Source organism: Pantoea sp. F_5, assembly GCF_008631595.1.
Lineage (GTDB): Bacteria > Pseudomonadota > Gammaproteobacteria > Enterobacterales > Enterobacteriaceae > Pantoea > Pantoea gossypiicola.
In genome coordinates this window covers 34817-61107 of record NZ_VWUO01000001.1, presented here as the reverse complement: position 1 = coordinate 61107, position 26291 = coordinate 34817, and the positions used below count along the sequence as shown (strand labels likewise).

The window sequence follows — 26291 nt, the reverse complement described above, 5'->3', positions numbered from 1 at the left end:
TTCTATGGTTGGTGCTGTGTCACGCTTACTGTAACAGGGTGCGCAATACAGCAGCAGCCTCTGCCTGATCCAGCGTTTGCTGCTCGCCACGGCGCAGATCTTTAATCACGACCTGACCGGCTTTAACTTCATCTTCGCCTAACACCAGGGCAACGCGCGCGCCCCACTTGTCAGCACGGGCAAATTGCTTCTTAAAGTTGCCGCCGCCAAAGTTAGTCATCAGCCTCAGTTCCGGCGCTTCATCACGCAATTTCTCAGCCAGTTGCATCGCAGCAGACTGCACGCCCTGACCTGAAGCGATAACATAGACATCCACATTGCTCGTCGGTTCAAATTCAGGATTAACCGCCTGAACCAGCAGCACCAGACGCTCCATGCCCATGGCGAAACCCACGGCAGGTGTGGCACGACCACCAAGCTGCTCAACCAGACCATCATAGCGACCACCGCCACACACCGTGCCCTGTGAACCCAGGCTATCGGTAACCCACTCAATCACAGTGCGGTTGTAGTAATCCAGGCCGCGTACCAGACGCTGATTGACGGTGTAGCTGATGCCAGCGTCATCCAGCAGCGCACACAGGCCGCTGAAATGCTCGCGAGATTCGTCATCCAGATAGTCGCCAAGCTGTGGCGCATCATTCAGCAGTTGCTGAACATCGGGATTTTTGCTGTCGAGAACGCGCATCGGGTTGCTGTACATGCGGCGTTTGCAATCCTCGTCCAGCACGTCTTTGTGCTGCTCAAGGAAGGCGACCAGGGCGTCACGATAATGCGCGCGCGCCTCCAGTGAACCGATAGAGTTAAGTTCCAGCCGCACGTGCTCAGAGATACCCAGGGCTTTCCACCAGCGGGCATTCAGCATGATCAGTTCAGCATCAATATCCGGTCCCTGCAGACCAAACACTTCCACGCCAATCTGATAGAACTGACGATAGCGGCCTTTCTGCGGACGCTCATAGCGGAACATGGGTCCCATGTACCACAGGCGCTGTTCCTGGTTGTAGAGTAAACCGTGTTCGATACCGGCACGTACGCAGCCCGCCGTGCCTTCCGGACGCAGCGTCAGGCTTTCACCATTGCGGTCATCAAAGGTATACATCTCTTTTTCAACCACATCGGTGACTTCACCGATGGCGCGTTTAAACAGTGGGGTTTGCTCTACCAGCGGTAAGCGAATTTCGCTGTAACCGTAGCTCGCCAGCGTCTGCTTGAGAACGCCTTCAATCCGTTGCCAGAGGGCAGTATCCGCAGGCAGGTAGTCGTTCATCCCGCGAATTGCCTGAATATTCTTCGCCACGTTAAAATCTCTTAATGCAAAAAAACCTGTCCGGCATCATACCTTATGAGGATGAAACCGCACAGGTTCAGTCAAAAAAGTCACGTACGCAGGCCGCGCACGCCATTATTTTTCCAGATGCTGCACATCAATACGGCGGCTGGCATCCAGCATCGACGCTTTGGCACGAATGCGCGCTTCCAGCTGATCGATCATGTCATTGTTGTCGAGACGATCGCGCTGACGCACACCATCTTCGTAGAAACCACTCTTCTTGCTGCCGCCAGTCACGCCCAGCGTAGAGAGGGTCGCTTCGCCCGGTCCGTTAACCACACAGCCGATAATGGAGACGTCCATCGGCGTGATCAGATCTTCCAGACGCTGCTCCAGCGCGTTGACCGTACCGATGACGTCAAATTCCTGACGTGAGCAGGTCGGACAGGCGATGAAGTTGATACCACGAGAACGAATGCGCAATGACTTCAGGATATCAAAACCGACTTTGACTTCTTCAACCGGATCGGCCGCCAGTGAGATGCGCAACGTATCGCCGATCCCTTCTGACAGCAGCAGCCCCAGGCCAATCGCCGATTTCACTGCGCCCGCACGCGCGCCACCCGCTTCAGTGATGCCGAGATGCAGAGGCTGTTCGATCTGTTTCGCCAGCAGGCGATAAGATTCAACCGCGAGGAAGACGTCAGACGCTTTTACGCTGACTTTGAATTGGTCGAAGTTAAGACGGTCGAGATGATCGACATGGCGCATAGCGGATTCCAGCAGCGCCTGTGGCGTCGGCTCGCCATACTTTTCCTGCAGATCTTTTTCCAGCGAACCGGCATTCACGCCAATTCGAATCGGAATATTGTTGTCGCGTGCGCAGTCGACCACCATACGGATGCGCTCATTGTTCCCGATGTTACCGGGATTGATGCGCAGGCAGTCGACGCCATATTCGGCGACTTTCAGGGCGATGCGGTAGTCAAAATGAATATCTGCAACCAGCGGGACGTTCACCTGCTGTTTGATCAGCCTGAACGCTTCTGCGGCATCCATGGTCGGCACCGAGACACGAACGATGTCGACACCGACGCGTTCAAGGGCTTTGATCTGATTTACCGTCGCTTCCACATCAGTGGTGCGGGTGTTGGTCATCGACTGTACGGCGATTGGCGCGCCGTCACCGACCGGCACCTTGCCGACGTAAATGCGTTTGGATTTACGGCGGATAATGGGTGCTTCGTTATGCATATTTCTTCTCCACAATTGCCCGGTACGCGATACGCTGTTATTGCGCACCCAACGTCAGGCGAGCAACCTGGTTATTACGGATAAAACGACTTAAATCAACGGGCTGATTCTGATATTGCACCTGAACCGCGGAAGGCGCGCCAATTTTCAGACGATACGGAGGCGTTCCTGCGAGGCTGAGTTTACCACCACTGCGCTGAATACCGCTGAACAGTTTTTTGCCGGTCGCATCACTCACTTCCAGCCAGCAGTCGGCGTTAAAGGTCATGACCACTGCGTTAGGATCAGCAGCCGGTTCACTGACCGCGGCTGCGCCTACTGGCATCTGAGGTGATGTGCTGGTGCTGGTACCGGACTGGGTGGCTGCAGGCGCAGCCGCCGTGTTGTCTACAGGTGCCTGACTCGGCGACACCACCGCATTACTGTTGGTATCCTGCTGGGCGGCAGTCGCGCCATTGCTGGCGCTGGCGGCCGGAGCCGCACTCGCTGGCGTGCTGGCCGCACTGTTATCACTGGTCGTGGTGTTACTTTCGTCAGGCGCAGCAGGTGCCGCGCTGTCACCGCTGGTCTCGCCCAGCGGAATCGACTGGCCGCTATCACCGCTGCTGCCGTTCTGATCGGTCATCGGCACCAGATCGTCCTGCGACGCTTTATGATTCTGCCACCACCAGGCGCCGGTCAGTCCCACCACCACAAACACCACCAGCCAGGTGAAAATCATCAGCCAGCCGTCGCGTTTCTTGCGGCGCTTGCCCAGTGAGAAACTTTGCATCGGTTCGATTTTTGCAGCCCGAACCGGTGTCTGTTTCGCCATCATCGGCAGCAGTTCCTCTTCAGGAATGTGCACCAGACGCGCGTAAGAGCGAATGTAGCCGCGCAGGAACGTAGAGGCTAAATCGGCAGGCGATTTGTCTTCCTCAATGTCACGCACGGTGGTGAGTTTCAGGCACAGGCGCTCAGCGACGTTCTGCTGTGTCAGCCCCATCTGCTCACGGGCCAGACGCAGGCGTTCACCTGTTGAATGTAATGCAGAGTTTTCTTGAGTGGCTTCAGTATTCATTAGCTAAATAACGCTGGTACTGTATCGATTGCGGAAAACGTCGCGCTAACTGGTCGCCATAACGTGAAACGTCAGCGGCATTTCCCTGTAGCGCGGCGAAACGTAAGTGTAACGCCAGACTTCGTGCCGTTTCGGGCAGCTGTTGCTGGTAAACGTCGAGCAAAACCTGCACCTTTGCCAGCTGGTTATCCGTCATCAGCTTTTCAGCTTCCGACAGCAGCGAATCCGCTTTGCGTCTGTCGGCCTCAAGGGCCTGGCGTAACGCCCTGCGGGCAGCGTCAACATCGCCCGCCTGCAGATAACAAAACCCTGCCAGTTCACGCGCGTCATTGCGTGCATCAAACTGAGGTGCAGCGCCTGCCCGACTAAACTGTTGATGCGCTTCGTCATACTGCCTTAAAGCGCAGAGAAACGCACCGTAATTGTTAGCAACAAAACCATTATCCGGGGCCTGCTGCTGTGCCAGTATAAACCGTGCCTGCGCCGCTGTCTGATTACCCTGCCGCTGCGCCAGCCGTGCCAGTGCAAGCGAGACCCGGTAGTGCCTGGGCGCGGCGGCCTGTGCACGCAGAAAGTTTCGCTCAGCTGCGGCATAGTCTCCCCCGGCCAGGTAGTGCATCCCTAACTGCAGACGTACCTCTTCAGCGCCGGGATCGTACGGCTGGCTGACACACCCGCTTACAACAAACAGCGCCAGTAAAACTGCAGGTAATCCGTTACGCATTATCATTTCCATCCGGTTGACGTTGACAGGCTGCAGCCTGCCACGCGTCATCACTTCAGGAAACGCACTCTGTCACTCTTCTAGAGAGCCTTCACAGATATGGCTTCACCCGCCATTTTTTTACGCAGCGTTCGCTTGGTACGGTCGATGACTTCTCCGGCTAACTGACCACAGGCGGCATCAATATCGTCGCCACGGGTTTTACGCACGATGGTGGTAAAACCATAGTCCATCAGCACCTTGGAGAAACGATCGATGCGGCTGTTTGAGCTACGGCCATACGGCGCGCCCGGGAAGGGGTTCCACGGAATCAGGTTGATTTTACACGGAGTTTCTTTCAGTAATGCAGCAAGTTCATGCGCATCGTCGGTGCTGTCGTTGACATGATCCAGCAACACGTACTCAATGGTCACACGTCCCTGATTGGCGTTGGATTTACCAATGTAGCGTTTCACCGCCGCCAGGAAGGTTTCGATATTGTACTTTTTGTTGATCGGCACGATGTCATCGCGCAGCTTATCGTTCGGTGCATGCAGGGAAATGGCCAGCGCGACGTCAATCATATCGCCCAGTTTATCCAGCGCAGGCACGACACCTGAAGTAGAGAGGGTCACGCGACGCTTCGACAGACCAAAGCCGAAGTCATCCAGCATGATCTCCATCGCCGGGACCACGTTATTGAGGTTGAGCAGCGGCTCACCCATGCCCATCATCACCACGTTGGTGATAGGACGCTGGCCGGTGATTTTCGCTGCGCCGACAATTTTCGCCGCACGCCACACCTGACCAATAATTTCTGACACCCGCAGGTTACGGTTAAAACCCTGCTGTGCGGTCGAACAGAATTTACACTCCAGCGCACACCCCACCTGTGAAGAAACACAGAGCGTAGCGCGGTCGCCTTCCGGGATATAGACCGTTTCCACCAGTTGGTCACCGACACGAATGGCCCATTTGATGGTGCCGTCGGTAGAGCGCATCTCTTCCGCCACTTCTGGCGCGCGGATCTCCGCCAGCTCCATCAGCCGGTTACGCAGCTTTTTGTTGATGTCGGTCATCTGCTCGAAATCATCGCAGCAGTAGTGATAAATCCACTTCATGACCTGATCGGCGCGGAACGGCTTTTCACCCAGCGACAGGAAGAATTCGCGCATCTGCTGACGGTTGAGATCCAGCAGGTTAATTTTCTGGCTTTTGGGGGAGACGACAATAGGGGATGCGGACGCGGACGTCACAATCTGTTCGGACATAATATTCTCTGGCCTCGTTGTTACACGTTATGGCGCTGTTCAGGGATAGGTGAAAAAATTGCGCCTTCATTAAGCGATGTCAATGAAGGCGCAATATTGTACAACATCTGCGGCCTGATAACAGACGGGAGTGACCTCCCCTACGCAGATTTTTGTAAAGCCGCTGTAACGTTTATCGCCGGGCGATTAACGGGTACGTGGGCAGATTTCGTTTTCGCCGAAGAAATAAGCGATTTCGCGGGCAGCGGATTCCGCAGAATCGGAACCGTGAGTCGCGTTTTCGGTGAAGCTGTCAGCGTAGTCAGCACGCAGTGTGCCAGCCAGTGCGTTTGCCGGGTTAGTGGCACCCATCAGGTCACGGTGACGCTGAACGGCGTTTTCACCTTCCAGCACGGAAACAACAACCGGGCCAGAGGTCATGAATTCAACCAGACCATCGAAGAATGGCTTGCCCTGGTGCTCAGCGTAAAAGCCTTCAGCCTGCTCTTTGCTCAGCTGCAGCATTTTTGCGCCAACGATTTTGAAGCCTGCGCTTTCAAAACGGTTGTAGATAGCACCAATCACATTTTTAGCGACGGCGTTTGGCTTGATGATAGAAAAAGTACGTTCGATTGCCATGATGACCTCTGTCTTGACGTTCTGAAGAAACCGGTGGCGTTCGCCCCGGTTAATAAACGGCGCAGATTATAGGGGCTGAGTCCGGCATTGCCTATCAGAGATCCCTAATTTGTTGAAAATTCTTGATCTGAGTCGAAGCGGACTCGCTTCAGTTATGATTTAGCATAAAAAACCATCATCCCCGACTGAAGGTGACCGAGACAAGCTGGCCCTCTTCATCCATTACCACCAACTGATACTCGCCCGGATGATCGAGATGCAGCGACATCTCTGCAGCTTTTTGCGTCATGAGAGGCTCACCGTTCAGGAACCACCACCGCTGCGCGCCCTGCCCTCCCTGCACCGCGACCGGGATCGTCAGCGCGCTATTGCCCGGCAGCGGCTTAACGATCTGCCCCTCAATGACGCCGGTGACGATCAGCGGTGCACTGCTGCCCTGCTGTAGCGGTGGACAGCGCGTATCAACAGGTGGCAGACGCTGCGTCCGCCGCTCCTGAGGCGGCAGCCAGGCTTCCAGCGGCAGCGGCCAGACCAGCCGTTCGTGACGGGTGGCACCGGAGCAGTCAGCGGCAACGCGCAGCCCCTGCGCATTCTGCCAGTAACTCAGGCGTAATCCGCTGAGGCTCTCCTGGCCGGGTGCCAGCAGCGTTGGCGGCAGCGTATCCGAGGCAACCCAGCTTTGCCGCCGCTGACGACAGTTTTCGTCTCCGGCGGGCAGCGGCTGACCACCAGGCCAGCAGATCGCCGCTACCGTGACCGAGGCCGGACGCGGATCGCCTGGCACGTCACGCCTGCCGAGCCGGCTCATCAGCACGCTGTTAATCTGATTCATGATCGGCACAGCAGAGGCGAAACCAAACTGACCGGCAACCGGGGTGGCATCCGGTCGCCCGACCCAGACGCCAATCAGATAGCGGGGATTGATACCCACCGACCAGGCGTCGCGATAGCCGTAGCTGGTACCGGTCTTCCAGGCCAGCGGCACCACGTCGGGTACGCTGCCATTACCGGCAGGCTGCGCTTCGCCGGCCAGGATACGCCGGATAATCCACGCCGATTCCTTTGATAACAGCGGTCGCTGCTGCAACGGTTGATTGGGCATCCAGCGCAGCTGAGCGGCATTGCCGTGACGGGCAAAGGCGCTGTAAGCCGTGACAATGTCATCCATGCGTGCCCCGGTGCCGCCGAGAATCAGCGAAAGATTCGGTTCAGCGCCAGGCGGAAAACGTAAATTCAGACCCACATTGCGCAGACGCGCCGCGACGTTTTTCGGTCCCAGCGCCTCCAGCAGCTGAACGGCGGGCAGATTCAGGGAGCGCACCAGCGCATCGCTGGCGCTGACAGGTCCGTGAAAGCCGGTGTCAAAATTGCCGGGCCGGTAATCACCAAAGCGACGCGGCACATCCTGCAGCAGCGATTCGGCATGAATCAGTCCCTCGTCCAGCGCCATGCCGTAGACAAAGGGTTTTAACACCGAACCTGGCGAGCGCACGCTGGCGATCATATCCACATGACCAAAACGGCTGTCATCGGTAAAGTCAGCCGAGCCGACATAGCCGCGAACCGCCATGTTGGTGTGATCCACCACCAGCATGGCCATTGAGGTGCGCGGCGGCAGCTGGTTTTTAACGTTCAGCGCCAGGCTCTCCAGTTCGCGCTGCAGTGAAGGATCGAGCGTAGAGACAATCTTATCGCTGCGGCTGATCGACAGCAGCCGCCGGGCCAGCAGCGGTGCCATCTGCGGCATCTGACGCGGTGGCAGCCATACCGGCTCCTGACGGATTTCCGCCACCTGTTCCGCGGACCAGATGCGGTATTCCGCCAGCCGATCCAGCACTTTATTGCGTGCGGCTTCTGCCCGCTCAGGCCAGCGATCGGGCCGCAGTCGGCTGGGTGCCTGCGGCAAAACGGCCAGCAGCGCCGCCTCGCCCGGTGTCAGCTGCGATGGGGCTTTTCCCAGCCAGCTCCAGCTTGCCGCGCCCACCCCTTCCAGCGTGCCGCCAAAGGGTGCACGATTAAGGTAGAGCGTCAGGATGTCTCGTTTGGAAAGGTGCCACTCCAGCTGCAACGCCCGCCACGCCTGAATCAGCTTGCCCCGTAACGTGCGGGGTTGCGGGTCGATAAGGCGCGCCACCTGCATAGTCAGGGTGCTGCCGCCGGAAATCACGCTCTGATGGCGCAAATCCTGCCAGGCCGCACGCAGCAGCGCCAGGGGATTGATGCCGGGGTGATACCAGAACCAGCGATCTTCGTAGGTGAGCAACGCCTGCAGATAGGCCGGTGCCACCTCCTCTGGCGTGACCGGATAGCGCCAGATACCGTTGCTGTCAGCGAAGCGCCACAGCGGCGTGCCGTCGCTGGCAACGATCACCCGCGCAGGCTGCACCTGTTTAAGCGGCAGCGGGAACAGCCGATCCAGTCCCCACGTCGCCAGCCATAACGCCAGAAAAAAAAGCGGCAGCGTGAGCCACCACTTTTTAAGGGTGCGAGGTTTTAACACGCGTCGCGTCACTTACTGAATATGCAACTGCGGCGGCGTGCTGCCGGTGGCGCGCCACTCTGGCACATACATCGACTCGACCTGGGGAGGCGGCACCAGGAAGCGACCCGGCGTGACCGTGCGCGCCAGATAGACCAGCGTTGCGGGACGATAAGTATCCACCGCCAGCGCCGCGACAAAGCGATCGTCGCGGAACTCAATGTGCTTAATGTCCGCCTGCTGCATGTCGCCCATGCTCTCCTTCAGCGCATCTGCACTGTCACCGAGGCTGGCGCTGCTGTCGGCCAGATTCTGGTTTTCCAGCTCCAGACCGGCAGGCAGCAGATCCACCACCAGCGCATCGCTGATGCTGCGCTTTGACGAAACGGTCAGACGCACCACCAGCAGTTCCCCGCTGCGCAGATTACTGAGATCGGCGGCTTTGCCATCCAGGGTGAAGTATTCACGTTTTATCCCGAGCACATTGCTCTCCGGCTGAGGCGCGGTCAGCGGATAGCCTGTTATATCCAGACGACCATACAGCGGCGCACTGCCCGGATTACGGATGGCTAAGCCCTGTAACAAGCGTTCAGCCGCCAGCCCTTTATTCAGCGGCGCATCGCCCTGCAGGGGTTCTGAACTACCCGAAAGCAGCGCCTGCCAGCTTCTGCCCTGCGCACGTTGCAGAGTGTGTGCTGCCAGATAAAGTGCGTTATTTTCCTGAGTCGAGAACCAGCGTTTGCCGTTGACCTCTTTGGACAGGGACAGCAGCAGACTGTTTTGCACATCCGGCTGCAGCTGATTTTCTGCTAACAGGGCAATCATCATCCCCTGATCGCGCACCGTGCTGCCGTAGTCGCCATACCACTCTTTGTCCGAACGCGTCAGCGTAGCTCCCTGCATGATCGCCTGCTGTGCACGCTGCCCGTCACCCATCAGCTTCAGCGCGACGCCAAGCTGCATCAGCGCCAGGCCGGAGCGGGACTTCTCACGTTGCTGATACAAGGCGCGCAGCGCACCCAGCGGGGCGCGTTGCTGACGCGCCAGCACCAGTCCGGCGTAAGCCTGTACGCTGAACTGCAGCGCGGCGTTGTTATCACCGCCGCTAATCTGCGAGGGATCCTGCAGATAACGCAGCAGTCGAGCATTAGCGCGCTCCACCACATTATCCGGCAGCGCATAACCCGCCTCGCTGGCGCGCAGCAGAAAATCCGTCACGTAAGGTGTCAGCCAGAACTCCTCTTCACTCTGTTTATCCCACAGCCCGAAGCTGCCGTTAGCGCGCTGCATCCCGGCAAGACGGGCAATGCCGGTGTCGACGGCGGCTCGTCGTGCTTCATCGCTGCTGGTTTTAATGCCCATCGCGGTCAGCTCAGCATGACTGGTATAGAGCGAAGGCCAGAGCCCGCTGGTAGTCTGCTCCAGACAGCCGTAGGGATAGGCATAAAGCGCACTGATATAGCTGGCGATGTTCAGCGGCGGACGATTGCTCAGCGTCAGCTGGCCGCTCAGGGTTTGTGCATCCAACCCCGTCAGCGCCTCCGCCGCGATCTCCCAGGGCCGATCGGGACTGATCACGGCATCAAAGTTCAGCGTCTGCGCCGGATAAGGCGGTCTGACGCCAATTTTCCACTGCTGTCTGCCGGGCTTCACCTGCTCACCCGGCAGGTTCAGACCGGAAATCTGCACGGTAACCTCGCCATCACCAAAGCCCGTTTTCGCCGTGACCGGAATCTGCAACGTGGTGCGTGCACCTTTGGCCAGCGTCACGCTCTGGCTGGCAGCACCGGCCAAATCCACCAGGCCGCTGCTGGAGAGATCCACCTTCAGGGTTTGCGGCAGATCGGTCAGGTTAGTGAGATCCAGTGCCAGGGATGCGGAATCGCCACTGGCAAGGAAACGCGGGGTCGCCAGCTCGCTGATCAGCGGTGCCGCGACCACCAGTTTGCGCTCTGCGGCACCGAAGCTGTCATCGCTCCAGGCCTGAGCCATCAGCCTGAGTTCACCGTTAAAAGCCGGGATCGGCAGCGTAATCGATCCGTTGCCCTCTTTATCCAGCGTCACCGCCTGTAACTGCTGCGCGACGATATTGACGTGCGTCACCGGTTTTTTACCACCGCGCGTCATCGATTCATCCTCGCCATCACCACCAAAACGCAGCGCCGCCACACGGCCACCGCCTTCGATCAACTGACCGAAAACGTCGTACTGATCGACGTTGTAGCGTTTACGTCCAAAGAAAGCCTGCCACGGATCGGGCGTTTTAAAATCCGTCACGCTCAGTACACCGCTATCCACGGCTGACAGCAGCACATTCACTTTTTCAGGCAGCGAACCGCCGTCACGACTGGCGTGAACATTGACCGTCAGGCGTTGCTCAGGACGGATTTTATCAGGTGCCGCAAGCGTCAGGTTTAAGCGACGTGCTTCGGTCGCCATCGGCAGGTGCAACAGCCCTACCGCGCGTTTGGGTGTGGCACCACTGACTTTATCGCCATCACGCACCACAATAGCGCTGAAGTAGAGATCGTGACGCCGCCAGCTCTCAGCTACCGGCACATCCACCGTGGTGCCGCCCTTTGGTACGGTCAGCGGCTGCCACCAGAGCGTGCCGCTGCTCGACTCTACCATCAGGTAGCCTTTACCGGCAGCCGGTGATTCGACCTGCAGCTGCACGGTGTCACCCGGCTGGTAAGCCGCTTTATCCAGCTTCAGTCTGACCTGATCGGGACGCAACGCACCCGTGCCGTTGGTGTTGTCCTGCCAGTCATAACCCGCCTGGAACCGCACGCTGCTGACGATCTTCTCGCCCGCCTGCACTTCCAGCCGGTAGTGGCCCCACTCGACCGGGAAGCTGACTTTAGTGCTGCCGTCAGCCGGGATTGAGATGGCGCGTTCATCTTCCTGCAGATCTTTGTCGCCGTACTGCGACTGCCAGCCTTCGCTGTCAGAGAAGCTCCAGTAGTAATCGCGGCGCTCACGGATCAGGCGCACATCCAGCCTGTCCGCTGCCAGTTTTTTGCCCTGACTGTTGGCATAAACAATGTCGAATTCGGCCAGGCTCTCTTCCGGCACGGTAGGCTCATCGTGATAGCGGTCACTGCGGTAGTCATAAACGGCTTTATTACCGAACAGCGGCCGGATACCCGGCAGGGCGTCAGCGGGCCAGATAGCCTGGGTAGCGCGACGGGTGACCGGTCGACCGCCTGTCTCAAGCAGGCTGGCCTGCAGGATCAGGTTGAGCGGGGAGTGCAGCTGATCCCATTGATTTTCTACCGTGAGCTGCGCTTTACCGCTGGCATCGAGCTTGAGGTCCACTTCATCCAGCGTGCGCTTTAATCCCTCTTCGGTGATGTCACCAAACTGGTAGCCTGGCAGTGCAGCCACGGCTTCGCGTGCGGGCCGCAGATAGAGTTGCCCCTGAAGCGTATTGCCCGCTGCGGGCGCGCCATAGAGGTAGCGACCTTCAATGCCGAACTCAACGCTGGCATCAGCAGGCTGCGGCTGAGGATCATTTTTCAGAGTTAATGCCATGCGCTCGGGCAGGAAATCCTCGACGTGGAATTTCCACTCGCGCTTGAGATTATCACCGGTATTGAGCCGAAGCATCCAGTCGCCGGTCATGGCGGACGCGGGCAGTGCCAGCCGCTGCTGGTAGAGTCCCGCTTCCGGCTGCCAGACAAAGGTCCGCGTCACCTGGCCGTCAGGCTGCACCAGTTCTGCTTTAATCGGCTGGGCGGGCAACGGACGTCCGTCGGCATCGCGCAGCAGCGCATTGACGATGACGATTTCGCCAGGCCGGTAGATATCACGTGGGCCAAAGACAAACAGCTGTTTGTCATAGCCCTGCGGTCCTGCAACCGGAAACTCAGCGAGATCCAGCGCTGGCCGCGTCAGGTCGATCATTGAGGTCTGCTCACCCTGCACGGCCAGCAGGATCTTGCCTTTTTCATCCGCCTTGAGGCGCAGATGACCGGTACTGTCACTGGTGCCGCTCTGCAGCACCTGCCCTTTATCATCCAGTAATCTGACGCTGACGTCGGAAAGCGGCTGGCCATTTGCCAGACTCTGGGCGAACAGTTCGAACTGAGCCGGGAAGCGGTGCAGTGACAGGCCAATATCGCTCAGGGTGAAGATCGTGGCGGGCTGGCTGTAGTGATAAGTCCCGGCCTGCTTCATGACGGCCAGATAGACGCCGGGCTGCTGAAGTGCGGTAATGTTACTCATCGACAGTTGCAACTTTTCACGGGTGTTACGCGCCGGATTAAGCTCAAAGCGTCCGGTATAGACCAGCTGGCTGCTTTTCAGCAGATCCTGTGACTGCCAGCTGGAGAGGTTATTGCCGTAATTCCACTGGGAGAGAAACTGGGCCAGGCCGGCATTCTTAATGCGGAAGAAATCAACATCAACCTGGTTAACATTTAGCGCCAGCACCGGCAGTCCCTGCGTGATACGCAGCGGCAGCAGCGATCCGCGACTGGCAAAGCCCACCATCGGCTGGATATCACTGGTGGCAATTTTCTGGCTGTAGTTGTCGACAAGTGTCTCACCGCTGGCCGCGCGCAGTCCTGCATCGACCGTGACGGTGAAATGACGGGATGGCTCGGGGTGACGGAAGCGCAACGTTTTGCGGTTAGCGGAAAGCTCCCAGCCGCCATCCACCCGGCCCTGTTTATCATCGGTCAGCCTGACTTTTTGCGCGATATCCTGTTTGTCATCCAGCGGCTGACTAAAGGTTAAGACCAGCGCAGCGGCACCGTCGATCTGCAGTTCCGAGAGATCGATAATCTTCAGCGGTTTGCTGACTTGTGTGGTTGCGGATATCTCCGCCGCCTGAAGAGGCAGAACAGGTAAAAGGGTCGCTGACAGCAGAGAGCCACCGATCAGCATGCTGAGCATTAGCCGGGGAGTGCGTTTCTTCATGGTAGTTCCTTCACCGGGACGCAGGGAGTGTCGTTTGATTACGCCGCGCAATTTCATATCAATGCTCGCATTTAATCAACGCTTCTCTTGAGATGGTGCGCACATTCCCTGACACTGGTATGACAGATTGCTGAGATGAGGTTGTTATGACGACGCCACTGTTTGTGTCCGCCGACTGGTTACAAGAGCACTACAACGATGAGCGGCTTCAGGTGCTGGATGCACGTCTGTTGCCACCCGGAATGGAAGCGGTTCGCAATGTCCAGGCTGAATATCTGGCGGGGCATTTACCCGACGCCCCTTACTTTGATATTGAAGCGCTTTCCGATCACACCAGCCCTTATCCGCATATGCTGCCGCGTGCCGAGACCTTTGCCGTCGCGATGCGCGAGCTGGGCGTGAGCAGTGATAAGCATCTGGTGGTCTATGACGAGGGTAACCTCTTTTCCGCGCCACGCGCCTGGTGGATGCTGAAAACCTTTGGCGTGGCGCAGGTGTCGATTCTGGCGGGTGGTTTGCAGGGCTGGAAAGAAGCCGGTTTTGCGATCGCAACCGGCAACGTGAATCTCCCGGAAGGTGAGTTTGAAGCGCACGCGGATGAAAGCCGGGTTAAACGCCTGACGGACGTGCTGCTGATCAGTCATGAAGGCGGCGCACAGATTGTTGATGCGCGAGCTGCTAATCGCTTTGACGCTGAAGTGGACGAACCGCGTCCCGGCCTGCATCGCGGACATATTCCCAACAGCCTGAATGTGCCGTGGAATACGCTTGTTGAGCAGGGAAAACTTAAGCCGGAAGCGGAGCTGCGCAGGCTGTTTGCCGACGCAGGCGTCGATATTACACAACCGGTGGTCGCCAGCTGTGGCTCAGGCGTAACGGCGGTGGTATTGATTCTGGCGCTGACGGCGCTGGGCGCTCGGGATGTCACGCTGTATGACGGATCCTGGGGCGAATGGGGCAGTCGCGACGACTTACCGATTGCGAAATAAAAAACAGGCGGCCTATGAGCCGCCTGATTTTTGAGTGCGTCAGATAATCCGCTCACTGCCCTTGAAGTCACGCAGGAAACTGCCCCAGCGACGTTCATAAAATGGCGTGATGTGGGCGGTAAAGAAGTGGCTGATGCCACGGTCCTGCAGCGTGACTTCACAGATATCAATCGGTGCATCGTCCGGAAGCGTATCCGTTGCCACACTGCCCGCCGCCTGAATGATCGCCTCAATGTTGCTGTCCGCTTCAATACCAATCAGCAGATTGGGCGCTTCGTCTGCCCGCTCACGAATGCTGGCGATAAACGCCCGGCGCACCTGTTTATGCTTACTGAACAGCTGCGTCAGCGAATCGATCATCTGCGCAGGCGGCTCGGCCACCTCAGAGAGCAGCAGGGACTGTCCGCCTTCCAGCACGGTTTGCTGGCTTAGCGCACTGCCCTCCTCAGCCAGCAGATGGGTGATCTCGGCTGCAGTAAACTCTTTACCGGAAGGCAGTTTGGGATTGAGAAACAGCGTCTCGCCGCGTGTAATCTCAAACAGCGTCCGGACCGGCAGACGCAGCCAGGACTGCTCACCGCTTACCGCTTCACTCATCGCCTCTTCTGACGTGAAAAAAGGAATGATGCTGCTGCCATCCTCTTTTTCCCAGTGCTGCAGATCAACGGGCGTGCTGGCATCAAGCTGTTGCGTGGTGCTTTCGCCCGGAACAAAGACATCAGACTCCAGTAGCAGTTGGAAAAATTCGGGCCGATGGGCAGGCTCAGTGGCTGCCCGCTTCAGCACCTCTTCAAGACGGTTCATAGTTTCCCTCTGAACAGCGGCGACATCCGCCACCGCTGAGCCTGACTTATTTCAGTAACAGATTGGCGATGGTACGCACGCCAAGACCTGTAGCACCCGCCGCCCATTGATCAACCGCGCCCTTGCGATAGGTGGCGGAACAGTCGATATGCAGCCAGCCCTGCTGATAGTTGCTCACAAAATGGGACAGGAACGCTGCCGCACTGCTGGCGCCTGCCGCATGAGACGGGCTGGCGATGTTATTGAGATCGGCGAAGTTAGACGGCAGATGGCTGCGGTGGAATTCAGCCAGCGGCAGACGCCAGAACGGCTCGTTCTCACTTACCGCGCTGCCCATCAGCGATTGCGCCATCACATCATCAAAGGTAAACAGCGCGTGGTAATCGTTACCCAGCGCCGTCTTGGCCGCGCCGGTCAGCGTTGCAGCATCGATAATCAGCGTCGGATTCTGCTCGCTGGCGTCGATTAAACCGTCGGCCAGGACAAGGCGACCTTCCGCATCGGTGTTCATGACTTCCACCGATTTGCCGTTGCGATAGCGAATGATGTCGCCGAGCTTGAAGGCGTTGCTGCTGACCATGTTATCGGCACAGCAGAGGTAGAGTTTGACGCGCTTGTTCAGACCGCGCGAAATCGCCATAGCCAGTGCGCCGGTCACGGTCGCCGCGCCGCCCATGTCAGATTTCATTGAGTCCATAAAGCTGCTCTGCTTCAGGCTGTAGCCGCCGGTGTCAAAGGTGATGCCTTTACCGACCAGACAGGCATAGACCGGTGCATTCTCATCGCCGGTCGGGTTGTAGTCGAGCGCCAGATAAACCGGCGGGCGATTCGAACCCCGTCCCACCGTGTGCAGGCCCATATAGCCCTGTTCACGCAGATCGTCACCTTTGGTAATGCGATAGCTGACGGCGCTGCCGCCCACTTCGCTAATCAGATCGACTGCGGTATGCGCCAGCTGTTCCGGTCCCAGGTCTTCTGCAGGCAGGTTAATCACGTTACGGACCCAGTCGATGATTTTCAGACGGCGATCAAACTCCGCCTGCTCATGTTCGCCCAGTTCTGGCCATTCAACCTGACGCTGACCTTTCGGGCCACGGAAGCCCTGCCAGAATGCCCAGCACTGCTCAAGGTGCCAGCCTTCACCGGTCAGCGCCACGTGACGAATCCCCTGGCTGTCGATTTTGTGCGCCGCACGCTGAATGGTATTCAGCGCATCCGCGCCGGTCAGATGCAGCGTCATGCCGCTGTCGTTGCTGCTCAGAATCGCTTTTTCGCCCCAGCGCGCATCGGCGGGCTGGCTGCTAAGCGTAATGTTCATGGGTTGTGTGGTCATCGAAAAGCTCCGTAATCGTTATCTGTTTCATCCAGCCTGATTGTTATAACGGCTTTAATAAGATGTTAAATGTATTTCGCAGAGACCTGATAACAGATTCCGCCGGACGTTGCCAGCGAAGCGCCCCTTTTGGGGCCGTTTCCGGACTATGACCGGATATCAGGATTTCATTAACGCCCGTAGCCGGGTCACCGACTTCTGCACCAGGGCAATCGCGTAGTCGATCTCTTCCTCGGTTGTGAAGCGTCCCAGCGAGAAGCGCAGCGAACTGTGCGCCAGCTCCTCACTTACGCCCAGCGCGCGTAAAACATAGGAAGGCTCCAGGCTGGCAGAGGTACAGGCCGAGCCGGAAGAGAGAGCCAGATCTTTCAGCGCCATGATCAGGGATTCCCCCTCAACGTCAGCGAAACTGATGTTAAGAATGTTCGGCGCACGCTGATGCGGATCGCCATTAAGGGTAACGTCCGGCAATACGCTGATGCCCTGCCACAGACGATCGCGCAGCGCCCGCAGACGCGTCATCTCGGTTTCGCGTTCTTCTGCCGCGATACGATAGGCCTCGCCCATGCCGACAATCTGATGCACCGGCAGGGTGCCGGAGCGCATCCCACGCTCATGCCCGCCACCGTGGATCTGAGCGGCAATCTGCACGCGCGGTTTACGCCGCACATAGAGTGCACCGATGCCTTTCGGGCCATAGAGTTTGTGGGCCGAAAAGGACATCAAATCGACCGGTAACTGGCTGAGGTCGATGGGCAACTTACCCACGCTCTGGGTCGCATCCACATGAAACAGAATTTCACGCTCGCGGCAGAGTTCACCCAAGGCGGCGATATCCTGAACCACGCCGGTTTCATTATTAACGTGCATGAGAGTAACCAGAATGGTGTCATCGCGCAGCGCCGCACGCAGCTGTTCAGGCGAGACGATGCCGTTAGCCGCCGGCGTCAGATAGGTGACGGTAAAGCCCTCGCGCTCCAGCTGCTGACAGCTGTCGAGCACCGCTTTGTGTTCCGTCTGGCTGGTGATGATATGTTTGCCGCGCGCCTGATGGACGTGGGCTGCGCCTTTAATCGCGAGGTTATCGGATTCGGTGGCACCAGAGGTAAAGACGATTTCGCGCGGATCGGCGTTGACCAGTTCGGCAATCTGATTGCGGGCAACATCGACCGCTTCTTCAGACTGCCAGCCAAAACGGTGCGATCGCGAAGCCGGATTACCGAACGTGCCATCCAGCGTCAGAAACTGCATCATTTTGCTGGCTACACGCGGATCGGCCGGCGTGGTGGCGGCATAATCCAGGTAAATCGGTAATTTCATTGCGCTACAGCTCCGTATAGAAAATCATACGTCTTTATAGCAGATTCGGCCCTGACCGCGTTAGCAGTAAGGGCCGCAACAGCGGGGATTACGAGGCGCGTTGGTTGACGTTAATTTCCTGCGAACGCGGGCTCTGGAAGCGACGATTATCGATCGCATTCTGACGATCGGCCACATCCAGAATCTCCTGATTATTCACCAGCTCAGCCAGCGTAATATTGTTCAGGAAGTCACTGATACGCACGCTCAGATCGCGCCACAGCACGTGAGTCAGACAACGCTCGCCGCCCTGGCAGCCTTCTTTGCCCTGGCATTTGGTGGCATCGACCGACTCATCAACCGCAGTAATCACTTCGCCAACAGAGATGGTGTTGGACGCTTTACCCAATAGATAACCGCCACCCGGACCACGAACGCTGGAAACCAGGTCGTTTTTACGCAGTCGGGAGAATAACTGCTCCAGATAGGAGAGCGAGATGCCCTGACGTTCTGAAATATCAGCCAGCGGGACCGGACCTTCATGGGAGTGAAGGGCAACGTCCAGCATTGCAGTAACGGCATAACGTCCTTTGGATGTCAGTCTCATAGCGTACGACCTCAATAGCGTCCGGTTATCGGAGGATTAGCAATAGATGCCATGAAGTCTGACATTCCCGAGTAAATTGGTCAACTATTTAACCTGGTAAAACACTCAACTATTTAACCTGGTAATTCAGTCAACTATTAACCCCTTATTTTTTATCGCTTTTTGGCTTTTCAAAGGAGGAAAGCATGCCGCGCAGAATGTTGAGTTCATCGCGTTCCGGACGCGCGCGGGTATAAAGACGACGCAGTTTGCTCATCACCTGACCTGGATTGGCTTCACGGATAAAGCCGCTGTTCAGCATCATCTGTTCCATATGCTGATAGAAGCGCTCCAGGTCGTCGACCAGCGGATAAGGCGATTCTTCATACTTCGGTGGCGGGCTGGCCTGCTCCTGCGACTGTAACCATGCCATGCGCACTTCATAGGCGATAATCTGTACCGCCATCGCCAGGTTCAGCGAGCTGTACTCCGGGTTGGCCTGAATCGCGACGTGATAGTGGCACTTCTGTAACTCTTCGTTGGTCAGGCCAACGCGTTCACGACCAAACACCAGTGCGACCGGTGCCTGCTGGCCCTCTTCCACACTTTTTACGCCACATTCACGCGCATCCAGCATCGGCCAGGGCAGCGAACGTGAACGTGCGCTGGTACCGACCACCAGACTGCATCCGGCGATTGCCTCATCCAGTGAATCGACGATTTTTGCGTCGCCGATAACGTCACTGGCACCGGCGGCCAGGGAGATCGCCTGTGAGTCGGGTTTGACCAGCGGATTAACCAGATAAAGGTTAGTTAAGCCCATGGTTTTCATGGCGCGCGCAACGGAGCCCATGTTACCGGTGTGAGAAGTCTCGACCAGTACGATACGAATATTTTGCAACATGATTAGGGATACTCAGAAACGGGTCAGTAAAATCAGTGGCGAGAATCGTAACATAAAGCAGGACATTTACCGAACACGCTGCTATACTCCGCGCCGTTTTCCCCGTTCTTTAACATCCAGCGAGAGATACCGATGCATCCAATGCTCAACATTGCCGTGCGCGCAGCGCGCAAGGCCGGAAATTTAATTGCCAAATATTATGAAACCCCGGACGCCGTCGAAGCCAGCCAGAAAGGCAGCAACGACTTCGTAACCAATGTTGACCGCGAAGCAGAACGCCTGATTATCGAAATTATTCGTAAATCTTACCCGAAACATACCATCATCACTGAAGAAAGCGGTGAACTGGCGGGCGAAGATCAGGATGTTCAATGGGTTATCGATCCGCTGGATGGCACTTCCAACTTCATCAAACGTCTGCCCCACTTTGCTGTTTCGATCGCTGTGCGCATCAAAGGCCGCACTGAAGTCGCCGTCGTTTACGATCCAATGCGCAATGAACTGTTCACCTCTTCACGTGGCCAGGGCGCTCAGCTGAATGGCTATCGCCTGCGTGGCAGCATTGCCCGCGATCTGGATGGCACCGTTCTGGCAACGGGCTTCCCGTTCAAAATGAAGCAGCACGCGCCAGCTTACATGAACATCCTGACCAAACTCTTCACCCAGTGCGCTGACTTCCGTCGCACCGGTTCTGCTGCGCTGGATCTGGCCTATGTAGCCGCGGGTCGCGTAGATGGCTATTTTGAGATTGGCCTGAAGCCTTGGGATTTTGCGGCGGGTGAACTGCTGGTTCGTGAAGCGGGCGGCCTGGTTACTGACTTCACCGGTAACCACGGCTATCTGCTGTCAGGTAACCTGGTCGCGGGTAACCCGCGCGTGGTAAAAGCGATGCTCTCAAACATGCGTGATGAGCTGAGCGAAGCGTTAAAACGCTAAGTCTCAGTACGGAAAAAGGCGGCTGATAAGCCGCCTTTTTTATTGCCAGTTAATCAGTGATGATTAACGACGTTCGTGTGCCAGTACCTGACGGGGCTGAGTACGACGGCCCACCATACCCATCACACCAGCCAGTACGGCTTCAATGATCAGCAGAATCAGGGCATACCAGCTCGCTTTAGCGGTCGCAGCAGCGGCTTTTTCGCCTGCTTCACGTGCTTTCTGCTCAGCCTGCTGTTTCAGTTCATTATACTTCTGGACAGCCTGCTGATAGCTCTGCTCGGTTTTCGCAACGATCTGATCCACTTCCTCATCGCTTTTACCGGTACGCGCTTTAATGATATTTTTCAGTGCGTCACGATCGGCTGCCTGCAGAGTATCTGAATGACGATCCATCACTCCTTTTACCCAGTTGGTCAGATCGGTATCAGCTGTCTGCGGATGGTTCGCGGTATTGTTAGCCTGGTTTTCTGCATTCTGCGCTTCTTTATTTGCGTCCTGCTTCAGATTCTCTGGCTGTAATTCCGGCTTACCGGTCTGGCGTAATGTAGTTTCCAGTTCGTTCTGCAGATTGTCTAAATTAATATTATTTTCCTGCAGCTTTTCTTTTGCCATTTGAGTAACCGAAGGCGCAGCGGCGGAAATACCACTACCCAGCGCCTGGAAGCCTGAACCCACAATATTCATCGCGCCACCTAATACGCTGGTTGCCAGCGCAATAGCCAGGTAAATAGTGAAAATTGTGCTAAGGCCAAACATCAGTAAACCGTGAAGTGCGCCTTCACGCTGTGCCAGTCGACCGGCAACATAGCTACCCGCCGCCATTGCGACCAGCATCTCAATGGCCGTCCAGACCAGCGCGCCAGTGCCAAGGCCGTCCAGCGGATTCTGTTCTTTCATCGGATCAACGGTGGTAGCACCAATGGCTGTGCCCAGCAACGTCAGGATGATGTGAACGATTAATGCACAAATAACACCGGCAAACACCGCGCTCCAGGAAATACGCTTTAACGGTAGTCCTGCCGGCCCGGTCGCCAGCGTTTCGGTATAGCCATTATTAATACGGGTATCAGCCATGAAATATACTCCTCGCAATAAACAGAAAGCTGTTCTGATCTTTTATCATGCCGACGGCAGAATGCCGTTTTGGTATTAACAGCGTAGACAGGGAATAGTTATTTCTCCACTAAACTGCCCAGAGAAAAAATAAAGAGATGAATTCAGAGATAATTAGCGAGGTAAGGATAACCGCGGGAATGTTATTCCCGCTGCGTTTATAGTCAGAAAGGTCGAATTCCGCCGCCCGGCGTCAGCTGTGCTGACTGCCATAATGCGATACCCGCCACAATTAAAATCAGGCTACCGGTTAAGGCCAGCGTTGGCATCAGTAGTCGCGTGATGCCAGGCGCAGCACCAGGCTGTGCCAGCCGCTGCGCCACCGAACGCGCCTGCTGAACCAGCAGGCCAATCGCCGAAATGGTCAGTGCCGTGCCGACCGCCATCACGGCAGCAGAGAGAATGCCCCAGCCATAAACACCTATTACTTTGGCAAACAGCAGCATCATAATCGCACCGGAACAGGGGCGTAATCCCATCGATACCACAACCAGCATCTGGGTTTTCCAGCTGATGTTGCCGCTCATCTGCTGCGGCGTCGGCAGATGCGCATGTCCGCAGCCGCAATGCTCATCATGCTGATGGTTGGGCCGGAAGGCACGAAACTGCGGGGCTGGCCGCGGACGCAATGCCCGCCACAGCGAACGCAGCGCCCGATACCCGATCATCACGCCCAGCCCGATCACCAGCAGATAACTGCCCTTCTCCAGCAAGAAACTGCTGAGATGCAGCTGACGCGACGAGGTTTTCAGCAGTACCAGCATCACCGTTACCAGCAGAATGGCGATTGATCCCTGCAACAGTGAGGCGAGCAGCGTCAGCCTGATACTGGTTCTGACGCGACTCGGATGGGTCGCCAGAAAAGTCGCGATCACGACTTTCCCGTGGCCCGGACCCAGCGCGTGCAGCACGCCATACAGCAGGCTGAATATCACCAGCGAGAGGCCAGCCTTGTTGGGCTGATCCGCAACCTGTTGTAGCAGCTGGGTCATCTGCCGGTGCAGATCTTTCTGCAACAGCACGCTCTGCAGCAGAATCTGCGACCAGTAAAGCCAGACCAGCAGCGCGCCGCCGATGAAGAGTCCCGCCAGCAACCATAGAGGCCAGAGCCGGGAAGCCCGCAGGGGGGCGGAGATTACTGACATGTCAGTACCACCGTTTGTGCGAACTGGCGACCTAAATCCATCTCCTCCGCAGGCGCATCGGCTTTATCCAGCGACAGCGCATACTGCTTCAGAGAAGCATTGGGTTTTGGCGTGTTGAGCGCAAATTTACAGCGGGTCTGCAACGCCGGCGGCAGCGTTAACGCGCCGGGATTGTCATAGAACATATCGACGAAGTAAGTGGGATCGAAGGTCAGGATCTCAAAACGCTGCCCGGCCAGCGTCGGAGGTTCCGCTAGTGGCAGAACAAATTCCAGTACCGCTTTGTGGCCGTTACGCGACAGATTATATTCCGTTGGCAGATTCAAAAACTTTACCCGCTGTTTGTTGTGCCAGATTTCAGAAAAGTAGTGCTGGCCCAGTACGTTCGCCATCACGCCTGCCGCCAGCTTTTTCCACACTACGCTGCCAGGCTTCGCCTCGCCCGCGTCATACAGCAGATCGGCGGAGGTGATTTCATCCATGGTCCAGATCATCTTTAATCCGGTGAAGGTGTCACCCTGCACCACCAGTTCGGTTTTCATGTCGATGAAGCTGTGAGGATGGGCCAGCAGAGCCGGACTTAATACCATCAGTAAGGCAAAGAGTGCGCGTTTCATAATGTTATAAAGTAACGTTCCTGATGAAAAGAATCTATAAGTAACAAAATTTTGTGACCCGCCTTAAACCTCCGGCAAATAAACCGCGTAAACCGCGCGGACGCTGACCGGGTTGACTACGCTTAGCTCAAAATAGCCTGCTGGAAATCTGATTGATGAGTTCTGCTACCCCTTTGGCACCACTCTTCACCCGTTCACAGCGTCAGTGCCATCTTTTATTGTTGCTGTTTCTGCCCGCACCCGTGCTTACGCTTGAAAAGATCTGCCAGCTGAATGGCATCGATCCTGCCGTTGCCCGACAGGATATCGCGGATGTAGGCCTTGAGATACAGCGATATCACCAGCTGGAATTGCATCAGATGGTGGATGGCAGCTTTCGTCTTCATGGTACAGAGTTGGACCGTCGCCTTTGTCTGTTGCACAACCTGCGACGCAGTCTGCGTTTATCGCAGGATTTTGTCTGCGAACATTTTGCCACGCCGCTGCGTCAGCGCCTGAAGATCATGAAGATTGAAAAAGCGTTATGGGATGAGACCAATTTACAGGCGCTGATTCAGCACTGCAGCCTGCGTCTGAAGCGTGATTTCAGCGAACGCGACCGGCTTTTTCTGCAGATATTTATGAAGTATGGCTTGTGCCAGCGTCAGCCGGTGCTGTTCAGCGAGGCGCAGTCCCTCTGGCTGCAGCAGAAGCCTGAGCGGCAGGCCGCCGAAGATGTGATACATCACTGGCGAAAACGCTGCCATCTTGCCCCACATGTCAGTGAAACCGACTTCTGGACGCTGCTGTTCAGCCAGATTCATACGCCGGTCGTGGGCGCGATTGCCCATCCTGCTGAGCAGCAGTTGATGAACGCGACGCAGCAACTGATCAATGACTTTGAAGCCTGTGCCGAAATCACCTTTGCTGACCGTGACGAACTGCTGCACCAGCTTTATCCGCATCTGGCGCAGGCGCTCGATCGCACTCACTTTACTATCGGTATCGACAATAGTGTGGCACTGGATGTCAGCCGACTCTATCCTCGCCTGCTGCGTACAACTCAGCAGGCCCTGCAGGCTTTTGAGCAGCACTACAATATTACTTTTACGCCGGAAGAGGTGGGTTTAGTCACCATTATTTTTGGTGCCTGGCTGATGCAGGAGAGTGCGCTGCAGGAGAAGCAGGTCCTGATACTGACCGGCGACGATGCCGACCTGGAGCAGGATGTGGAGCAGCAGATCCGGGAGATCACGCTGCTGCCGATCAATATTTCTTATCTGGATGTGAAGCAGTTTCAGCGGGATGGCGCGCCGCGGGACACCGACATCATTATCTCGCCCTACCCCACCTCTCTGCCCTTGTTCTCACCGCCACTGGTACATGCTGAACTGCCGCTGACGCTGCACCATCAGCAGCGCATTCGTTATTTACTGGAGTCGTAGCCGGGACGCAGAAACAGTGCGGGCAGGGCTACCAGTGCCATCACCCAGAAAAGATGCCCCTGCAGATGCGCGAACAGTACGCCGCAGATCATGGTCATTATCGCTATCCCCCCGCCCATCGCCAGCGCGGAATAGAGCGACTGCAGACGGATCACTTCCGCCCCCTGCCGCGCCGCGATAAAGCGCATCGCCGCCAGATGACAGACGGTGAAACTGCCACAGTGAAGTATTTGCGCCACAATCAGCAGCGGCAGCGCGGTGCTGGCTCCCAGCAGGCCCCAGCGAATGAGCGCGCAGATGCCTGAAAGCAGCAGCAGGTCACGCGCGCTCCAGCGGCGGAACAGGCGGTTGCTCAGAGCGAACACGATAATTTCCGCCACTACACCCAGCGACCAGAGATAACCCACTGTCGAGGCGGAGTAGCCGCTCTCCTGCCACCAGATAGCGCTGAAGCCGTAATAGGCAGCATGCGCGCCCTGTAGCAGCGTTACACAGAGCATAAATCGCCATACTGCATTTTCACGCAGCAAATCACGCCATTCCTGCCAGCCACCGCCAGCAGCACTCTGACGCTCATGACCCTGTGGCTGGGTAGCCGGTCTCAGCATCATGCCCGCGAGCATGGCGATGACACCAACGGAAAGCAGCAGCAGAATAGCCTGAGAGGAGTAAGCACTGACCAGCACGCCGGTTAACGCCGAGCTGATTACAAAGGCCAGCGATCCCCACAGCCGCACCGGCCCGTACGCCAGCCCAATCTGCTGTGTCCAGGTCGCCGCCAGCGCATCGCTGAGCGGCACCAGCGGCGAGAAGAAGAGGTTAAAGCCGATCATCACAGTCAGCAGCCACATCCACTGCTCACCTACCCAGAAACCGGCGGCGAACAGGCAGGTCATCAACGCCAGCAGACGCAGCGCCGTAATCAACCGGCCAGGATTCTTAACCTGAGAGGCGATAAGCAGACTACCGACGAAGCGCGCGACCATACCACAGCCGAGCAGCAGGCCAATCTTCTCAGCATCCAGGCCGGTGCCTTTCAGCCACACCCCCCAGAATGGCAGATAGATGCCGTAGCAGAAGAAGTAAGTGAAGTAGCCCAATCCGAGCCATCTGGCGGAGCCGATTGCCATATTCCCTCCAGCAGGTTTGCTGCCTCGCAGCATGAGTGGGCGCTACTCTGGCAGAGCCCTGCGGGACAGGCAATAAAAAAGGATGGCATCTGCTATCCTTTCAGAACACTAACCAGTCCAAATCAGAGCGCCTCTTACCGCTACCTCTAAGTTTTAACGCGCAGGAAACACGGTCAGAGGAGGAAAGCGCCCCGCGCCATGGACAAAATGCCGGGAGCGTTTTTGAACAACGCAAAGCGTTGGCCCGGTACGGGCACACCTCAGGGATGAGGTGTGTAATCGCGCGGGCCGAGCGGCCAGGGATTGGCTTTAGCGACTTTCCGATCTGACCGTGTTTCCTGAGCAACTCAGGTCTTACAGCTAATTCGCACTCGTTTTTTAGGCAATAAAAAAGGATGGCAGATGCCATCCTTTTTATGCTGTCTCA

20 protein-coding genes are annotated in these 26291 nt (G+C 56.9%); 3 read left to right on the top strand and 17 right to left on the bottom strand.

Annotated elements, in window-relative coordinates:
- Window positions 1-25: 25 nt before the first annotated feature.
- The 8 genes from hisS to F3I44_RS00225 form a co-directional block, all read right to left on the bottom strand.
- Complete coding sequence (hisS, locus tag F3I44_RS00260) at window positions 26-1300, bottom strand: histidine--tRNA ligase (RefSeq protein WP_150012593.1); 1275 nt, start codon at window positions 1298-1300, stop codon at window positions 26-28.
- Window positions 1301-1405: 105 nt separating this feature from the next.
- Complete coding sequence (ispG, locus tag F3I44_RS00255) at window positions 1406-2527, bottom strand: flavodoxin-dependent (E)-4-hydroxy-3-methylbut-2-enyl-diphosphate synthase (protein WP_150012595.1); 1122 nt, start codon at window positions 2525-2527, stop codon at window positions 1406-1408.
- 37 nt (window positions 2528-2564) lie between these two features.
- Window positions 2565-3587, bottom strand: coding sequence for a cytoskeleton protein RodZ (rodZ, locus tag F3I44_RS00250; RefSeq protein ID WP_150012597.1), 1023 nt, complete (start codon window positions 3585-3587; stop codon window positions 2565-2567).
- Window positions 3577-4311, bottom strand: a complete 735-nt coding sequence (pilW, locus tag F3I44_RS00245) for a type IV pilus biogenesis/stability protein PilW (protein ID WP_150019158.1) — start codon at window positions 4309-4311, stop codon at window positions 3577-3579. Before pilW ends, rodZ begins: the two co-directional genes overlap by 11 nt.
- A gap of 80 nt (window positions 4312-4391) precedes the next feature.
- Window positions 4392-5561 (bottom strand): bifunctional tRNA (adenosine(37)-C2)-methyltransferase TrmG/ribosomal RNA large subunit methyltransferase RlmN, encoded by a 1170-nt coding sequence (locus tag F3I44_RS00240; RefSeq protein ID WP_150012601.1) that lies wholly within the window; start codon window positions 5559-5561, stop codon window positions 4392-4394.
- Between the two features lie 186 nt (window positions 5562-5747).
- Entirely contained in the window at window positions 5748-6179 is a 432-nt protein-coding gene (gene ndk / locus F3I44_RS00235) for a nucleoside-diphosphate kinase (protein ID WP_003848684.1), read from the bottom strand.
- A gap of 175 nt (window positions 6180-6354) precedes the next feature.
- A complete protein-coding gene (gene pbpC, locus F3I44_RS00230) occupies window positions 6355-8679 on the bottom strand; it encodes a peptidoglycan glycosyltransferase PbpC (protein ID WP_150012603.1) in 2325 nt (774 codons plus the stop codon).
- Between the two features lie 12 nt (window positions 8680-8691).
- A complete protein-coding gene (locus tag F3I44_RS00225; RefSeq protein ID WP_150012605.1) occupies window positions 8692-13581 on the bottom strand; it encodes an alpha-2-macroglobulin in 4890 nt (1629 codons plus the stop codon).
- 146 nt (window positions 13582-13727) lie between these two features.
- Here F3I44_RS00225 and sseA point away from each other — a divergent pair, with 146 nt between their 5' ends.
- On the top strand, window positions 13728-14570 hold the full coding sequence (sseA, locus tag F3I44_RS00220; protein ID WP_150012607.1) for a 3-mercaptopyruvate sulfurtransferase: 843 nt from the start codon (window positions 13728-13730) through the stop codon (window positions 14568-14570).
- Between the two features lie 39 nt (window positions 14571-14609).
- Here the strand turns inward: sseA and sseB are convergent, their stop codons facing one another.
- The 5 genes from sseB to trmJ form a co-directional block, all read right to left on the bottom strand.
- Window positions 14610-15374, bottom strand: a complete 765-nt coding sequence (sseB, locus tag F3I44_RS00215) for an enhanced serine sensitivity protein SseB (RefSeq protein ID WP_150012609.1) — start codon at window positions 15372-15374, stop codon at window positions 14610-14612.
- A gap of 46 nt (window positions 15375-15420) precedes the next feature.
- Window positions 15421-16707, bottom strand: coding sequence for an aminopeptidase PepB (gene pepB / locus F3I44_RS00210; protein ID WP_150012611.1), 1287 nt, complete (start codon window positions 16705-16707; stop codon window positions 15421-15423).
- Window positions 16708-16866: 159 nt separating this feature from the next.
- Window positions 16867-18027, bottom strand: a complete 1161-nt coding sequence (locus tag F3I44_RS00205) for an IscS subfamily cysteine desulfurase (protein WP_150012613.1) — start codon at window positions 18025-18027, stop codon at window positions 16867-16869.
- A gap of 88 nt (window positions 18028-18115) precedes the next feature.
- Entirely contained in the window at window positions 18116-18613 is a 498-nt protein-coding gene (gene iscR, locus F3I44_RS00200; RefSeq protein WP_150012615.1) for a Fe-S cluster assembly transcriptional regulator IscR, read from the bottom strand.
- Window positions 18614-18758: 145 nt separating this feature from the next.
- The gene (gene trmJ, locus F3I44_RS00195) at window positions 18759-19496 is read right to left on the bottom strand and encodes a tRNA (cytosine(32)/uridine(32)-2'-O)-methyltransferase TrmJ (protein ID WP_046102371.1); all 738 of its coding nucleotides are present in this window, start codon (window positions 19494-19496) and stop codon (window positions 18759-18761) included.
- Between the two features lie 132 nt (window positions 19497-19628).
- On the opposite strand from trmJ, the gene suhB reads away from it, so the two are divergent.
- A complete protein-coding gene (suhB, locus tag F3I44_RS00190; RefSeq protein ID WP_013358738.1) occupies window positions 19629-20432 on the top strand; it encodes an inositol-1-monophosphatase in 804 nt (267 codons plus the stop codon).
- A 63-nt stretch (window positions 20433-20495) separates the two neighbouring features.
- Here suhB and F3I44_RS00185 read toward each other — a convergent pair whose 3' ends face one another.
- The 3 genes from F3I44_RS00185 to F3I44_RS00175 form a co-directional block, all read right to left on the bottom strand.
- Window positions 20496-21509 carry a TIGR04086 family membrane protein gene (locus F3I44_RS00185; protein ID WP_150012617.1) on the bottom strand — a complete coding sequence of 338 codons (1014 nt, stop codon included), beginning with the start codon at window positions 21507-21509 and terminating at the stop codon, window positions 20496-20498.
- Between the two features lie 203 nt (window positions 21510-21712).
- The gene (locus F3I44_RS00180) at window positions 21713-22693 is read right to left on the bottom strand and encodes a nickel/cobalt transporter (protein ID WP_150012619.1); all 981 of its coding nucleotides are present in this window, start codon (window positions 22691-22693) and stop codon (window positions 21713-21715) included.
- Window positions 22684-23310, bottom strand: a complete 627-nt coding sequence (locus F3I44_RS00175; RefSeq protein ID WP_150012621.1) for a DUF1007 family protein — start codon at window positions 23308-23310, stop codon at window positions 22684-22686. Before F3I44_RS00175 ends, F3I44_RS00180 begins: the two co-directional genes overlap by 10 nt.
- 155 nt (window positions 23311-23465) lie before the next feature.
- Between F3I44_RS00175 and csiE the strand changes: the two genes are divergently transcribed.
- Window positions 23466-24734 (top strand): stationary phase inducible protein CsiE, encoded by a 1269-nt coding sequence (gene csiE / locus F3I44_RS00170; RefSeq protein ID WP_150012623.1) that lies wholly within the window; start codon window positions 23466-23468, stop codon window positions 24732-24734.
- Here csiE and F3I44_RS00165 read toward each other — a convergent pair.
- Window positions 24716-25864, bottom strand: coding sequence for a 3-phenylpropionate MFS transporter (locus F3I44_RS00165; protein ID WP_150012625.1), 1149 nt, complete (start codon window positions 25862-25864; stop codon window positions 24716-24718). The genes csiE and F3I44_RS00165 overlap by 19 nt on opposite strands.
- Window positions 25865-26291: the final 427 nt, after the last annotated feature.